The following is a 14,219-nucleotide window of genomic DNA, read 5'->3' as shown; positions in this document are numbered from 1 at the left end:
CCGACCAGCCATTTTGACCTTTCCTTGGGGAATCTCTTTACCTTCTCTTGGTGATCTGTGTAGTCTTTTTCCCACGGAGGGGAGTACTCCCTGATTGTTTCGGCGTCCCGTCAGTACGGATCGAGGTCTGGTCCCGGGGCGTCGGCCCAGCGGCCCCGGCGCCTGCCGTGCGCCGGGTGCCGCGGGCGGAGGAGACCTCCGGCAGCGACGACGCTGACTTGCCGTGACGTATGCCGGAGGACACAGTGAACGTTTCCCTGACCCTGTGGGTCCTGACCATCGGGGGCCTCGCCGCCCTCATCGCGGTCGACTTCTTCATCGGCCGCAGACCGCACGAGGTATCGATCAAGGAAGCCGGTGTCTGGACGGTCGTCTGGATCGCCCTCGCCGGACTCTTCGGAGCGGGTCTGTCCGTCCTCGGCGGCGGCCGGCCCGCCGGGGAGTTCTTCGCCGGTTACATCACCGAGAAGTCGCTCAGCGTCGACAACCTCTTCGTCTTCGTTCTGATCATGACGAAGTTCGCGGTGCCCTCGAAGTACCAGCAGCGGGTGCTTCTCGTCGGGGTGCTGGCGGCCCTGCTGCTGCGGGCCGTGTTCATCGCCGCGGGCGCCGCGATCGTCGCGTCCTTCTCCTGGGTCTTCTACCTCTTCGGTGCGTTCCTGATCTGGACCGCCTGGAAGCTGATCCAGGGCGCCGGGGCCGGCCAGGAGGACGAGACGTATGAGGAGAACGGGCTGCTGAAGGCCGTTCAGCGCCGCTTCGGCGTGGCCGACCGCTATCACGGCACCCGGCTGTGGATCCGGCGCAACGGCAAGCGGGTCATGACGCCGATGCTGGTCGTGATGCTCGCGATCGCCACCGCGGACCTGCTCTTCGCCCTGGACTCCATCCCGGCGATCTTCGGCCTCACCCAGGACCCGTACATCGTCTTCACGGCGAACGCGTTCGCGCTGATGGGCCTGAGGCAGCTGTACTTCCTGATCGGCGGACTGCTCAAGAAGCTGGTCCACCTCGCGTACGGACTGTCGGTGATCCTGGGCTTCATCGGGGTCAAGCTGGTGCTCCACGCCCTCCACGAGTCCGGCGTGCGGGTCCCCGAGATCTCCATACCGGTCTCCCTCGGCGTGATCTGTGCCGTCCTGATCATCACGACGGTCACCAGCCTGATGGCCCCCCGGGCCCGGAAGACGCCCGAAGAGGCCGGGAGGCCCACCGAAGGCGCCTCCGAGGAGCGCGTCGGATGCGACACCGGCACCGGCACCGGACATGCGGGCCCCTGACACTTCTGAGAGGATCACCGCATGATCGTCGGGCTGCTCCGGTCACTCCTGGGGGGCTGGACGGTTGTCGTACCGGTGATCGCGGTGGTCCTGCTGGCGCTCACCTGGGGACGCGCCCTGCCCGGCGCGGTCGTCGCCCTGGTGACCCTGGTGCTCGCCGGATCGGTCCTGGCCGCGGTCCACCACGCGGAAGTGATCGCGCACCGGGTCGGAGAGCCGTTCGGCTCGCTCGTGCTGGCCGTCGCGGTCACGATCATCGAGGTCGCGCTGATCGTCACCCTGATGGCGGACGGCGGCGCCAAGACCGCGAGCCTGGCCCGGGACACCGTCTTCGCCGCGGTGATGATCACCTGCAACGGCGTCGTGGGCCTGAGCCTCCTGGTCGCCTCGCTGCGCCATGGAATCGCGGTCTTCAACCCCGAGGGCACGGGGTCCGCGCTCGCCACCGTCGCGACCCTGGCCACCCTCAGCCTGGTCCTGCCGACCTTCACCACCAGCAAGCCCGGCCCGGAGTTCTCCACGGCCCAGCTCACCTTCGCCGCGCTCTCCTCACTGGTGCTGTACGCCCTGTTCGTGACCACCCAGACCGTGCGCCACCGCGACTACTTCCTCCCGATCACCCGCCAGGGAGAGGTGATCACCGCGGACGACCACGCCGACGCCCCGTCCGCCCGGGCCGCGGTCTTCAGCCTGGGCATGCTCGGTCTCGCTCTCATCGGCGTCGTGGGGCTCGCCAAGGGCGTGTCGCCCACGGTCGAGTCCGGTGTGACGGCGGCCGGACTGCCACAGGCCGTGGTGGGCGTGGTGATCGCGCTGCTGGTGCTGCTGCCCGAGACCATCGCCGCACTGCGGTCGGCGCGCCGCGACCGGGTCCAGACGAGCCTCAACCTCGCCCTGGGCTCGTCGATGGCCAGCATCGGTCTGACCGTCCCCGCCGTCGCCCTGGCGTCCCTGTGGCTCTCCGGACCGCTCGTCCTGGGCCTCGGCGCCCTGCACATGGTGCTGCTCGCCCTGACCGTGGTGGTCAGCGCCCTGACGGTGGTCCCCGGGCGTGCCACCCCCCTCCAGGGAGGCGTCCATCTGGTGCTGTTCGCGGCGTATCTGGAGCTGGCGGTCAATCCGTAGCCGGGACACCGGACAGCGGCGGCCGGGGTGTTCGGCCGAGCAGGACGGGACGGCTCCTCACCCGCCCGGTGCATCGTGATAGACCGGGGCGAGCAGCGGTCCTTCGCCAGGGCCGGCAGACCCGAACGGACCGGAGGAACCGTGCCCCGCACCCTCGCCGACGCCCCGATCATGATCCTCAACGGGCCCAATCTGAACCTCCTCGGGCACCGCCAGCCGGAGGTCTACGGCTCGGACACGCTCGCGGACATCGAGGCCCTGTGTGTGAAGGCGGTGGCCGCCTACGGGGGCACGGTGGACTTCCGGCAGTCCAACCACGAGGGCGAACTGGTGGACTGGATCCAGGAGGCACGGCTGAACCACGCCGGGATCGTGATCAACCCGGCGGCCTATTCGCACACCTCCGTCGCGATCCTCGACGCGCTCCACGCCTGTGAGGGGCTTCCGGTCGTGGAGGTCCACATCTCCAACATCCACCGGCGCGAGCAGTTCCGGCACCACTCCTATGTCTCCCAGCGGGCCGACGCGGTCATCGCGGGGTGCGGGGTGCAGGGCTACGCCTTCGCCGTGCAGCGCGTGGCGACCCTGGCGGGAGCGGCACGGACCCAGGTCTGACCCACCGGCGCCCGGGCCCCGGGCGCCTCAGAGCCGCCCCGCCTCCACGATGCGATGCAGGAACCGCCGGGTGCGCTCCTGCTGCGGATCGCCGAAGACCTCCTCCGCCGTGCCGCGTTCCAGGACCACACCGCCGTCCAGGAAGCAGACCTGGTCTGCGACCTCACGGGCGAAGCCCATCTCATGGGTGGCCAGCACCATGGTCATGCCGTCCTCCTTCAGGTCCCGGACGACGGCGAGGACCTCACCCACGAGCTCCGGGTCGAGGGCCGCGGTGATCTCGTCCAGGAGCAGCAGCCGAGGGCGCACGGCCAGCGCGCGCACGATCGCGACGCGCTGTTGCTGACCGCCGCTGAGCCGGTCCGGGTACTCGGCCGCTCTGGCGGCGAGCCCCAGACGCTCCAGCAGCTCGCGGGCGTGCCCCTCGGCCGCGGCCCGGTCCAGACCGTGCACCCGGCGTGGGGCGAGGGTGATGTTCTCCAGGACCGTCATATGCGGAAAGAGGTTGTACGCCTGGAAGACCACGCCGATCCTGCGGCGCACGGCGTCCTGGTCGGCACGCGGGTCGGTGATCTCCTTGCCGTCCAGCCAGATCGCGCCGTCGTCGATCTCCTCCAGGAGGTTCGCACAGCGCAGCAGCGTCGACTTGCCGGACCCGGAGGCACCGATCAGCGCGGTCACCGTGTGCGGGGCGACCTCCAGATCGACGTCGCGCAGCACGACCGAGCCGCCGAAGGTCTTGCGTACGGACTCCATGCGCAGCACGGGCGATCCGGCGTCCGCGGGGCCCTCGGGGCGGCCGTCCGGCTGAAGGATCTCGCTCACAGGTTCCCTCCCTGCGCCCGCCGCCGGTCCATCCGGGCCGTCACCCAGTCCGTGAACCGGGTCATGGGGATGGTCAGCGCCACAAAGGCCAGCCCCGCGACGATGTACGGGGTGTAGTTGAGACTGCGGCCCGCGATGATGTCGGCGGCCCGCACGGCGTCCACCGCGCCCCCGATCGAGACCAGCCCGGTGTCCTTCTGCAGCGACACCAGGTCGTTGAGGAGCGGCGGCACCTGACGCCGTACGGCCTGGGGGAGCACCACATGGCGCAGCGCCTGACGGTGGGTGAGCCCGAGCGAGCGGGCCGCGGCGCGCTGTGAGGGGTGGACGGACTCGATGCCGGCACGGAACACCTCGGCGACATACGCGGAGTACGTCAGCGTGAGCGCGGTTCCGCCGAGCAGCACCGGGTCCACGGTGACCCCCTGCAGCCGCAGCGCCGGCACACCCAGGACCACGATCATCAAAGTGATGATCAGCGGGAGCCCCCGGAAGAAGTCCGTGTAGGCGGTGGCCAGGACGCGCAGCGGGAAGAACACCGGACCGCGCAGGGTGCGGGCGACGGCGATCAGCATGCCGAGGACCAGGACCGCGATCCCGCACACCAGCAGCAGCCGGAGGTTGAGCCACAGCCCGTCCAGGACCTTCGGCAACGCCTCCCGTGCGTAGCCCGCGTCGAAGAAGGTCTCCCTGGTGCGCGGCCAGCCGGGCGCATGGACGACGATCAGATACAGGACGACACCGGTGACCAGGGTCGAGAGCGCGGCGACGGCGGTGGCGCGGCGGGCACGGCCACGCCGGTGACGCTCACGTGCGATCCGCCGCTCGGAGGGGACGTAGGTGTCGTCCCCCGCGGCCCCGTCCGCCGTACCGCCCGCGTCCGGACTCCCGGCGGGCTCCCGCTCGGTGAACGTCATGTGAGGACCGGGGCGTCGACGGCGTCGGAGAGCCACTGCTGCTCCAGCCGGGCCAGGGTGCCGTCCTTGCGCAGGGCGTCCACGGCGGAGCTCACACACGGGGTGAGCGCGCTGCCCTTGTCGAGCACAAGACCGAACTGCTCGGGTGTACCGCCCTGGTGCTCGAACTGGCCGACGATCTTCGCATCGGTCACCTCGGCGGCGGTGATGTAGAACGCGGTCGGCAGATCGGTGACGACGGCGTCCACCTGACCGTTCTTCAGGGCGGACTTGGCCTGGTCGTTCTTGGCGAACGCGGCCGGCTGCCGCTTCGGCTTCACCACGTCGGTGATGTAGTCCAGGCTGGTGCTGCCCACCTGGGCGCCCAGGGTGACGTCCTTGAGGTCGGCGATGCTCTTCGCCTCGGCCGCCCGGGAGCCCTTCAGGGCGATGACGGCCTGGCGCACGTCGTAGTAGCCGGACGAGAAGTCCACGGCCCTTCTGCGTTCGGCGCTGATCGACACCTGGTTGATGTCGAAGTCGAAGGTCTTCTCCCCGGGCGCGTAGGCCTTGTTGAAGGGGACGGACTGCCAGACGACGGCGTCCTTGCCGTAGCCGAGCCGCTCGGCCACGGCGTAGGCGACCGCCGACTCGAAGCCCTTGCCGCCGGCCGGCTCGTCGTCCTTGAACCAGGGCTCGTAGGCGGGCTGGTCGGTCGCGATCGTCAGCCTGCCGGAGGTCCTGGTGGCCAACGCACCCTTCGCGCAGCTTCCCGCGCCGGTGGCGGACGTCGAGCCGGAGGCCTTCTCCTCAGGCTGCGGGGCACAGCCCACGGCGAGGGCGAGCAGGGCGACGGTGGCGCCGGACGCGGCGCGGCGCAGGGCGTGTCGATCGAGTCGCATGGCGGCAATCATGGCGGGAGAGTGACAGTGTGACATCCCGTTTGTCGAGGTCACGCGAGCAATTGTCCGCAATGTGGGAACGCATGTTGCACCCGTATGAACACCCCCGCGCCGCCACTCCGCCCGCGCTCACCACCCCCGGGCGCGCCACTCCGGCAGATGCGGCCGCTCGGCGCCCAGGGTGGTGTCGTTCCCGTGTCCGGGGTAGACCCAGGTCTCGTCCGGAAGCACGTCGAAGATCTTCGTCTCCACGTCGTGGAGCAGGCGCGCGAAGGCCTTCGGATCCTTGTGCGTGTTGCCCACGCCTCCTGGGAAAAGGCAGTCCCCGGTGAACACATGCGGATGTCCGTGCGGGTCGTCGTAGACGAGGGCGACGGAACCCGGGGTGTGGCCCACCAGATGGCGTGCGGTGAGTTCGACGCGGCCGACGCGGACGGTGTCGCCGTCGTCGAGCGGGACGTCCGTCGGTACCGGGATGCCCTCGGCGTCCTCGCGTCCCGCGTGGGTGCGGGCGCCGGTGGCCGCCACGACCTCCGCGAGGGCCTGCCAGTGGTCGCCGTGCCGATGGGTGGTGACGACGGAGGCGATGCCGTCGTCACCGATCATGCCGAGCAGGGTGCCCGCGTCGTTGGCCGCGTCGATCAGCAGTTGCTCGTCGGTGGCCCGGCAGCGCAGCAGATAGGCGTTGTTGTCCATCGGCCCGACCGCGATCTTCGTGATCATCAGGTCCTGCAGCTCGTGCACATCGGCAGGGCCGCCCACCTTCACCGCTCCGCTGTACGTCATGTCGGCAGCCTATAGTGGCGGCACTCGGACGAGCGCGGTGCGACGGCTACAGCGGCGGAAGCGCCGGAAGCGGTCCGCCCTCGGTCCTCAGGGCCGATCCGTCGCGACGGCCCGCGAGCCAGCCGAGCAGTTCGGGCGCGGGGCCGTGCACCACGACCGGACCGCCCTCGGCGCCGCCGCCGGTCGTCCAGCGCCGGCCGTCGTCCGCAGCCAGGTCCGTGGCGGGCACGTCCCGGTGCCCGCGGAACCGCTCGGCGAGGAACTCGATCTCCCGCTCGACGAACTCCGCCGGCAGGTCCTCCAGCTCGTATCCGATGCCGAGATCGACATGGTGGAGCTCCACCTCGACCCGGCGCCGGAACGGAAGCCGGGCCGCGGTGTCCGTGACCCCGTTGCGCAGCTCGACCGTCCGCGACCAGTCCGCGGGGGCGTCCGTGATCTTCTGGAACCGGGCGCCGCTCTCCCGTAGGTCGGAGAGCTGGACGTCCAGGGGGCGCGGCGCGTCCCGCTCGATGTCGGCGTCCCGGGCCGCGGCGGAGACATACATGGGCCGCCCCTCCAGCACGTTCACGAGTGCGTCCGCGTTGCGGGCGAGGTGGGCGAGCACATGGCCCCGGGTCCAGCCCGGAAGCCGTGACGGTTCGGCCACGTCCGCGTTGTCCATGCGGGCGGCTGCGGTGAGCAGTCGTTCGGTCGCGTCACGTACAGACGCCAGGTCGTGAGCGTGATCAATCATGTGGCCGACCCTAGCCCCGCCACTCCTTCGGGTGAAGGAGACGGAGCTGAGTCATAAATCGAATGTACGTGCTATATGGTCGAGCATGGCGTCGGGCATGCTGGATGGCCGGGGATTGTTGTGAACCCAGGAATCCGACCGGCGTTGTCGGTGGCTCCCCCTAGTGTGTGAAGGGACGGGGGCCCCGCCCCTGTCGCTTCTCTCAAGAAAGGTGCGGACCGGCGTGGCCGACCGTCTCATCGTCCGTGGCGCGCGCGAGCACAACCTGAAGAATGTCTCGCTCGACCTGCCGCGCGACTCGCTCATCGTCTTCACGGGCCTGTCGGGGTCGGGCAAGTCCTCGCTGGCCTTCGACACGATCTTCGCCGAGGGCCAGCGGCGCTACGTGGAGTCGCTGTCCTCGTACGCCCGGCAGTTCCTCGGGCAGATGGACAAGCCCGACGTCGACTTCATCGAGGGCCTGTCGCCGGCCGTCTCGATCGACCAGAAGTCGACCTCGCGCAACCCGCGCTCCACGGTCGGCACCATCACCGAGGTCTACGACTATCTGCGGCTGCTCTTCGCGCGCATCGGCAAGCCGCACTGCCCCGAGTGCGGCCGCCCCATCGCGCGCCAGTCGCCGCAGGCGATCGTCGACAAGGTCCTGGAGCTCCCGGAGGGCAGCCGTTTCCAGGTGCTGTCCCCGCTGGTGCGCGAGCGCAAGGGAGAGTTCGTCGACCTCTTCGCCGACCTCCAGACCAAGGGCTACAGCCGCGCCCGGGTGGACGGCGAGACCATCCAGCTGTCGCAGCCGCCCACGCTGAAGAAGCAGGAGAAGCACACCATCGAGGTGGTCGTCGACCGGCTCACGGTGAAGGACTCCGCCAAGCGCCGGCTGACCGACTCCGTGGAGACCGCGCTCGGACTGTCCGGCGGCATGGTCGTGCTCGACTTCGTGGACCTCCCCGAGGACGACCCCGAGCGCGAGCGCATGTACTCGGAGCATCTGTACTGCGCGTACGACGACCTGTCCTTCGAGGAGCTGGAGCCCCGCTCCTTCTCCTTCAACTCGCCCTTCGGCGCCTGCCCCGAGTGCACCGGCATCGGCACCCGCATGGAGGTCGACCCCGAGCTGATCGTCCCGGACCCGGAGAAGACCCTCGACGAGGGGGCCATCCACCCCTGGTCGCACGGGCACACCAAGGACTACTTCGGCCGGCTCGTCGGGGCCCTCGCGGACGCGCTGGGCTTCCGGACCGACATCCCCTTCGCGGGCCTGCCGCAGCGCGCCAGGAAGGCCCTGCTCCACGGCCACAAGACCCAGATCGAGGTCCGCTACCGCAACCGGTACGGGCGCGAGCGGGTGTACACCACCCCCTTCGAGGGCGCCGTACCCTTCGTGCGGCGCCGGCACAGCGAGGCGGAGAGCGACGCCAGCCGTGAGCGCTTCGAGGGCTATATGCGCGAGGTGCCCTGCCCCAGCTGTGCGGGTACCCGACTGAAGCCGATCGTCCTGGCGGTCACGATCATGGGAAGGTCGATCGCCGAGGTCTCCGCGATGTCGATCAGCGACTGCGCGGACTTCCTGCACGAGCTGACGCTGGACGCCCGGGACAAGAAGATCGCCGAGCGGGTCCTCAAGGAGGTCAACGAGCGGCTGCGGTTCCTGGTCGACGTCGGCCTGGACTATCTCTCGCTGAACCGCGCGGCCGGCACCCTCTCCGGCGGCGAGGCCCAGCGCATCCGGCTGGCCACCCAGATCGGTTCCGGTCTCGTCGGCGTCCTCTACGTCCTCGACGAACCGTCCATCGGGCTGCACCAGCGTGACAACCACCGGCTGATCGAGACCCTGGTCCGGCTGCGCGACATGGGCAACACGCTCATCGTCGTCGAGCACGACGAGGACACCATCAAGGTCGCCGACTGGGTCGTCGACATCGGTCCCGGCGCCGGCGAGCACGGCGGCAAGGTCGTGCACAGCGGCTCCCTGAAGGGGCTGCTCGCCAACGCCGAGTCGCAGACCGGCCAGTATCTGTCCGGCAAGAAGTCGATCCCGCTGCCCGACATCCGCCGCCCGCTCGACCCCTCCAGGTCCCTCACGGTGCACGGCGCCCGGGAGAACAACCTCCAGGACATCGACGTGTCGTTCCCGCTGGGCGTCTTCACGGCCGTCACCGGTGTGTCGGGATCCGGAAAGTCGACCCTGGTCAACGACATCCTGTACACCCACCTGGCCCGGGAGCTGAACGGCGCCCGGAACGTCCCCGGGCGGCACACCCGGGTGGACGGCGACGACCTCGTCGACAAGGTCGTGCATGTCGACCAGTCGCCCATCGGCCGCACCCCGCGGTCGAACCCGGCGACCTACACCGGGGTCTTCGACCACATCCGCAAGCTGTTCGCCGAGACCACCGAGGCGAAGGTCCGCGGCTACCAGCCGGGCCGCTTCTCCTTCAACGTCAAGGGCGGCCGCTGCGAGAACTGCGCGGGCGACGGCACCATCAAGATCGAGATGAACTTCCTCCCGGACGTCTATGTCCCGTGCGAGGTCTGCCACGGTGCCCGCTACAACCGGGAGACCCTGGAGGTCCACTACAAGGGCAAGTCCATCGCCGAGGTCCTGAACATGCCGATCGAGGAGGCGCTGCAGTTCTTCGAGGCGGTCCCGGCGATCGCCCGCCACCTCGGGACGCTGCACGACGTCGGTCTCGGCTATGTCCGCCTCGGCCAGGCCGCCACCACGCTGTCCGGCGGTGAGGCACAGCGCGTCAAGCTCGCCAGCGAACTGCAGAAGCGGTCCACCGGCCGCACCGTCTACGTCCTGGACGAGCCGACCACCGGTCTGCACTTCGAGGACATCAGCAAGCTGCTCACGGTGCTCGGCGGACTGGTCGACAAGGGCAACACGGTCATCGTCATCGAGCACAACCTGGACGTCATCAAGACCGCCGACTGGCTCATCGACATGGGCCCCGAGGGCGGCGCGGGCGGCGGCCTGGTGGTCGCCGAGGGCACGCCCGAGGAGGTGGCGGGGATCCCGGCCAGCCACACCGGAAAGTTCCTGCGCGAGGTCCTCGGCGCCGAGCGCGTCAGCGATGCGGTCCCGTCACCGCGCAGGGGCGCCGTGAAGGCGGTGGCGGCCACCTCGGCGGCGAAGCGGACGGCCACGGCCCGGACGGCGAAGAACGCCGACAACACGGCGACCAAGAAGGCGGCCGGCGTCACCGGCAAGGCGGCACCCGCGAAGAAGACCACCCGGGCGCGCAAGGCCTGACGGCGGGCAGAGCCCGACACCCGGGCGGGAGCCCGGCGGGGACGGCCGGTCCCGGACCACGAGGGGCGAGAGAGCGCCTCGCGGTCCGGGACCATCGCCACCGACACAGGCGGGAGCGATCCCGTACGCCGTCCGGAACGGGCGGGTCAGGACAGCCGTCCGGAACGGGCGGGTCAGGACAGGGACAGTTCGGATGCGTACGGCGGTTCGGCGCCGGCCCGGGAGCAGGTGATCGCGGCGGCCCGGGCCGCGAGGCTCAGCAGTTCGGTCCAGCCCTCCGCGTCCAGGGCGGCCGGCGCCTCGGGGGAGAGGGCGTCGCGGGCGGCCAGACCGTGCAGCAGCGCCGCATTGACCGTGTCACCGGCGCCGATCGTGTCCACCACATCGACCGGCACCCCCGGCACGGAGTGCTCAGCCCCGTCCCGGGTGAACGCCGTCAGCCCGTCGCCGCCCCGCGTGATCACCACGGCGGCGGGACCGGCGTCCAGCCACTCGCGCGGGGTGCCGCCCAGCCAGGCGGCGTCCTCCTCGGAGAGCTTGAGCAGCGACACCGAGGGCAGCCAGCTCTTGAAACGGGCCCGGTAGGCAGCGGGGTCCGGGATCAGCCCCGTACGGATGTTCGGGTCGAGCGCAGTGAACACGCCCTCCGCGGCGGCCCGGTGCAGCAGTTCCTCATAGGCGCTCGCGCCCGGTTCGAGGACGAGTGAGCAGGTGCCGAACGACACGGCCCGGGTGCCCTCGGGAAGGGCCGCGGGCGCCGTGAACAGCCGGTCGGCGGTGCCCTGCACATAGAAGGAGTACGCAGCCGAACCGCTCTCGTCGATCGTGGCGACCGCCAGTGTGGTCGGCTCCGAGCCGCGCTGCACCGCCGAGACGTCCACGCCCGCGCCGCGCAACCCGTCGAGCAGGGCCTGGCCGAAGGCGTCCGAGGAGGTGCGGGAGCAGAAGGCCGTGGGGGAGCCGAGCCGGCCGAGCGCGAGGGCGGTGTTGTACGGGCCGCCGCCCAGCGCGGGTTTCAGCTGGGCGAGCGCGCCCGTTCCCTGCGGGACCAGGTCGATGAGGGCCTCACCGGCGACGACGATCACAGTGCGGTTCCCTTCCGGGAGAGGGTGTCGGGGCAGCCGCACGAGGTGCGGTGGACGAACGTGCAGGGGAGCCGCTCGGTGCGGGAGGGGCGGTCCGGCGCGTCCAGCCGGTCCAGGAGCAGTTGTACGGCCCGGGCACCGATCTCCCTGCTGGGCTGGGAGATCGCGGTGAGCCGGGGTGCGAAGAGATCGGCCCAGGCGAAGTCGTCGAAACAGCACAGCGCCAGGTCGTCCGGTACGGACAGCCCGCGCTCCCGCAGGGCCCGCAGGGCGCCGATGGTCATGGCGTTGTTGGCGGTGACCAGGGCCGTGGGCGGGTCCGCCAGGGACAGCAGGGCGGCGGTGGCGCGCTCGGCACCCTCCGCCGCGGAGTCGCCCCCGGTGACCAGTCGCTCGTCGTGGGGGAGTCCGGCGGCCACGAGACCCTGCCGGTAGCCGTCGATCCGCTCGGTCGTGGTGCTGAGCCCGGGCAGGCCCGCGACCAGAGCGATGCGGCGGTGGCCGGCACCGGCGAGATGGCTGACCAGACGGGCCATGGGCGCGGTGTTCTCGGCGCAGACCTGATCGAAGCGGAAGGCGGCGCCGGCCCGCTCCTCCTCGATCAGCCGGTCCAGGAACACGGTCGGTACGGAGTGCCGCGCGAGAAGGGCCAGGAGCCCGCGCGGGTCCGCCGAGGGCGCGACGATCACACCGTCGACCCGGCGCTCGTGCAGCAGCCGGACGGCCTTGCACTCCTGCTCCGGGTCGTCATGGGGATCGGCGATCAGCAGCCCGTAACCGTGCTCCAGGGCGCGGGCCTCGACCCCCTGGAGGATCTCCGTGAAGTAGGGGTTGCTGATCGCCGACACCGCGAGCCCGATGGAGCGGGTGCGGGAGGTCACCAGGGAGCGGGCGAGGGTGTTCGGGGTGTAGCCGAGCGCCTCGACGGCGTCCAGCACCGCCCGGCGGGTGTGCGGCAGCACGCGGCGGGTCTCGTTGAGGACATGGGAGACGGTCGCGACGGACACACCCGCGTGGCGCGCGACCTCGGCCATGGTCGCCATGGCATCCCCTCCTCGAACGGTCCGGTCTTCGAACGTTGGTCCGGCCGGGAAGATATCCCATTCCATGACCGGCGTAAACGCTTGCGCAAGCGTTTACGCCCCGTCCCCGCCTGTCCCCCCGCCTGTCCCCGCCTGTCTTCGTGGTGATTCACGACCTGTCCCCGTGCGACCGGGCGGACCCCGGCCCCCCGCCCCGGCACCGGAGGCGACGACCGCCACCGGTATCGTCGACCTGTTCCGCCGCCCGGTGGTACCGGGCCCTGACCAGTGGAGATCTCATGCCCGACCGTCCTGCGGCGACCCGCCGTACCGTCCTTCGCGGGGCGGCGCTCACCCCGGTCGCCGGGCTCGGTCTCGCGGCCTGTTCGCCGGGCGGGCAGGGGGCGGGGCCCGCCGCGCCGACCGCGCCGGTCACCCTGGGCCCCGAGAGCGAGGTCCCCAAGGGCGGCGCAAAGCTGTACCGGGATGCGAACGTCGTGGTCAGCCGCGCCGCGGACGGCTCCTTGAAGGCGTACAGCTCGATCTGCACCCATGCCGGGTGCGCCATCAACAAGCTGTCGGGCACCACGCTGATCTGTCCCTGCCACGGCAGCGAGTTCGACGCGCTCGACGGCAAGGTGGTGCAGTCCCCGGCCTCCGTGCCGCTGACCGAGCTGTCCGTCGAGGTGAAGAACGGCGGGATCGTGGCGGGCCCGGCGTCCTGACGGCCCGGCGGGGCCCCGTCACTCCCAGTCCCACTCGATCCCCAGGATTCCCGAGCGCACTCGCGGCTCCACCAGGTGCACCGAGCGGTGCTGCCCGCTCAGCGCGAGCTCCTGACGGCCGCCGCGCGGAGCGGCCGGGGAGTGCTGGGTGAACCGGTGGCAGCGGACCGGCAGCGCCCCCTCGTCGAAGCGCACCTGGAGCGCGTACTGCCCGCCCGCGAGGCGGAAGCTGCGGACGTACTCGCAGGACGCGCCGCCGGTGCCGTCCTCGAAGCCGTAACGGAAGAGATGGGTGTCGCCGGTGCGCAGCTCTGTGTCGAAGAGCAGTTCGGCGACCAGCACGCCCGTGTCCTGGTGCCATCGCACCCGGCCCGTGCGGCAGTTCTCCAGCGCGTGCACCGCGATCCGCTCCGGGGCGCATCCCGGATCGCCGTGGTGGACGGCCATATAGCGGTCCACCCCGTCCTTGTGGGCGCGCACTATGTGCTGGGACTCCCGGGCCTGCAGCTGCCGGTGTGCCCCGATCCGGACGCGCTCATGGTGGCCGATGGTGTGCAGCCCGCCGTCGGTGCCCGCCTCGAGCTCGGAGAGCAGCCGTTCCAGCACCCCCGAGGCCTCGACCAGCAGCCGGTAGGAACGGCCCGGGAGGCGGTCCGGTTCGGGCCCCTCGTCGGTCGTGGCCAGCAGCCGTATCAGTGATTCGTCCGGCAGCTGGAGGATCTCCTCCAGGGCGCGCACGGCGCGCAGGGACTCGGGGCGCTGCGGGCGGCGCGCCCCCTGCTGCCAGTAGCTCAGGCTCGTCACACCGACCCTGACCCCGTACCGCGACAGATGATGTTGCACGCGTTGCAGCGGCAGTCCGCGGGCGGCGATCGCGGCGCGCAGCGCGACATGGAAGGGGCCGCCGCGCAGTGCGGCCTCCAACTCGGTCGGGACGACGTCCGCATGCTGTGTGCCGTGCCGCATACC

The 14,219-nt window shown here is 70.8% G+C and carries 13 protein-coding genes; 5 read left to right on the top strand and 8 right to left on the bottom strand.

The features are described from left to right. Nucleotides 1-245: 245 nt before the first annotated feature. The 3 genes from CP978_RS09540 to aroQ all read left to right on the top strand — a co-directional run bounded on the left by CP978_RS09540 (nt 246) and on the right by aroQ (nt 3,020). Nucleotides 246-1,280 (top strand): TerC family protein, encoded by a 1,035-nt coding sequence (locus CP978_RS09540; RefSeq protein ID WP_052454068.1) that lies wholly within the window; start codon nt 246-248, stop codon nt 1,278-1,280. A 21-nt stretch (nt 1,281-1,301) separates the two neighbouring features. Then, entirely contained in the window at nt 1,302-2,405 is a 1,104-nt protein-coding gene (locus tag CP978_RS09535; protein ID WP_107070373.1) for a calcium:cation antiporter, read from the top strand. Nucleotides 2,406-2,546: 141 nt separating this feature from the next. After that, entirely contained in the window at nt 2,547-3,020 is a 474-nt protein-coding gene (gene aroQ, locus CP978_RS09530) for a type II 3-dehydroquinate dehydratase (RefSeq protein WP_043439387.1), read from the top strand. 27 nt (nt 3,021-3,047) lie between these two features. Here the strand turns inward: aroQ and CP978_RS09525 are convergent, their stop codons facing one another. From CP978_RS09525 to CP978_RS09505, 5 genes are all read right to left on the bottom strand, one after another. Beyond that, nucleotides 3,048-3,776: an amino acid ABC transporter ATP-binding protein gene (locus CP978_RS09525; RefSeq protein ID WP_043448322.1), complete on the bottom strand. Its 729-nt coding sequence runs from the start codon at nt 3,774-3,776 to the stop codon at nt 3,048-3,050. A gap of 65 nt (nt 3,777-3,841) precedes the next feature. Next, complete coding sequence (locus tag CP978_RS09520; protein ID WP_043439384.1) at nt 3,842-4,762, bottom strand: amino acid ABC transporter permease; 921 nt, start codon at nt 4,760-4,762, stop codon at nt 3,842-3,844. Beyond that, nucleotides 4,759-5,643 (bottom strand): ABC transporter substrate-binding protein, encoded by an 885-nt coding sequence (locus tag CP978_RS09515; protein ID WP_043439382.1) that lies wholly within the window; start codon nt 5,641-5,643, stop codon nt 4,759-4,761. The genes CP978_RS09520 and CP978_RS09515 overlap by 4 nt, the downstream gene beginning before the upstream one ends. Nucleotides 5,644-5,772: 129 nt before the next feature. Further along, nucleotides 5,773-6,429, bottom strand: a complete 657-nt coding sequence (locus tag CP978_RS09510; RefSeq protein ID WP_043439381.1) for an MBL fold metallo-hydrolase — start codon at nt 6,427-6,429, stop codon at nt 5,773-5,775. Nucleotides 6,430-6,475: 46 nt separating this feature from the next. After that, nucleotides 6,476-7,165 carry a maleylpyruvate isomerase family mycothiol-dependent enzyme gene (locus CP978_RS09505; protein ID WP_043439378.1) on the bottom strand — a complete coding sequence of 230 codons (690 nt, stop codon included), beginning with the start codon at nt 7,163-7,165 and terminating at the stop codon, nt 6,476-6,478. Nucleotides 7,166-7,388: 223 nt separating this feature from the next. On the opposite strand from CP978_RS09505, the gene uvrA reads away from it, so the two are divergent. Continuing rightward, nucleotides 7,389-10,418, top strand: a complete 3,030-nt coding sequence (gene uvrA, locus CP978_RS09500) for an excinuclease ABC subunit UvrA (RefSeq protein WP_043448321.1) — start codon at nt 7,389-7,391, stop codon at nt 10,416-10,418. A gap of 173 nt (nt 10,419-10,591) precedes the next feature. Here uvrA and CP978_RS09495 read toward each other — a convergent pair whose 3' ends face one another. Both CP978_RS09495 and CP978_RS09490 read right to left on the bottom strand, forming a co-directional pair. After that, a complete protein-coding gene (locus CP978_RS09495) occupies nt 10,592-11,503 on the bottom strand; it encodes a carbohydrate kinase family protein (RefSeq protein WP_043439376.1) in 912 nt (303 codons plus the stop codon). Then, the gene (locus CP978_RS09490; protein WP_043439375.1) at nt 11,500-12,546 is read right to left on the bottom strand and encodes a LacI family DNA-binding transcriptional regulator; all 1,047 of its coding nucleotides are present in this window, start codon (nt 12,544-12,546) and stop codon (nt 11,500-11,502) included. Before CP978_RS09490 ends, CP978_RS09495 begins: the two co-directional genes overlap by 4 nt. A gap of 278 nt (nt 12,547-12,824) precedes the next feature. On the opposite strand from CP978_RS09490, the gene CP978_RS09485 reads away from it, so the two are divergent. Further along, on the top strand, nt 12,825-13,250 hold the full coding sequence (locus CP978_RS09485; RefSeq protein WP_043439374.1) for a Rieske (2Fe-2S) protein: 426 nt from the start codon (nt 12,825-12,827) through the stop codon (nt 13,248-13,250). Nucleotides 13,251-13,268: 18 nt separating this feature from the next. Here the strand turns inward: CP978_RS09485 and CP978_RS09480 are convergent, their stop codons facing one another. Beyond that, nucleotides 13,269-14,216 carry a hypothetical protein gene (locus CP978_RS09480; protein WP_043439372.1) on the bottom strand — a complete coding sequence of 316 codons (948 nt, stop codon included), beginning with the start codon at nt 14,214-14,216 and terminating at the stop codon, nt 13,269-13,271. Nucleotides 14,217-14,219 lie beyond the last annotated feature (3 nt).

This window comes from Streptomyces nodosus (assembly GCF_008704995.1).
Classification (GTDB): Bacteria; Actinomycetota; Actinomycetes; order Streptomycetales; family Streptomycetaceae; genus Streptomyces; species Streptomyces nodosus.
This window is presented reverse-complemented; position numbering and strand designations above follow the sequence as displayed.

Excerpts from the sequence above, each read along its gene's own strand:
- CP978_RS09535 (WP_107070373.1), top strand. The coding sequence starts at position 1,302 with ATGATCGTCGGGCTGCTCCGGTCACTCCTGGGGGGCTGGACGGTTGTC.
- CP978_RS09525 (WP_043448322.1), bottom strand. The coding sequence starts at position 3,776 with ATGGAGTCCGTACGCAAGACCTTCGGCGGCTCGGTCGTGCTGCGCGAC.
- CP978_RS09520 (WP_043439384.1), bottom strand. The coding sequence starts at position 4,762 with ATGACGTTCACCGAGCGGGAGCCCGCCGGGAGTCCGGACGCGGGCGGT.
- CP978_RS09515 (WP_043439382.1), bottom strand. The coding sequence starts at position 5,643 with ATGCGACTCGATCGACACGCCCTGCGCCGCGCCGCGTCCGGCGCCACC.
- CP978_RS09510 (WP_043439381.1), bottom strand. The coding sequence starts at position 6,429 with ATGACGTACAGCGGAGCGGTGAAGGTGGGCGGCCCTGCCGATGTGCAC.
- CP978_RS09505 (WP_043439378.1), bottom strand. The coding sequence starts at position 7,165 with ATGATTGATCACGCTCACGACCTGGCGTCTGTACGTGACGCGACCGAA.
- CP978_RS09490 (WP_043439375.1), bottom strand. The coding sequence starts at position 12,546 with ATGGCGACCATGGCCGAGGTCGCGCGCCACGCGGGTGTGTCCGTCGCG.
- CP978_RS09485 (WP_043439374.1), top strand. The coding sequence starts at position 12,825 with ATGCCCGACCGTCCTGCGGCGACCCGCCGTACCGTCCTTCGCGGGGCG.
- CP978_RS09480 (WP_043439372.1), bottom strand. The coding sequence starts at position 14,216 with ATGCGGCACGGCACACAGCATGCGGACGTCGTCCCGACCGAGTTGGAG.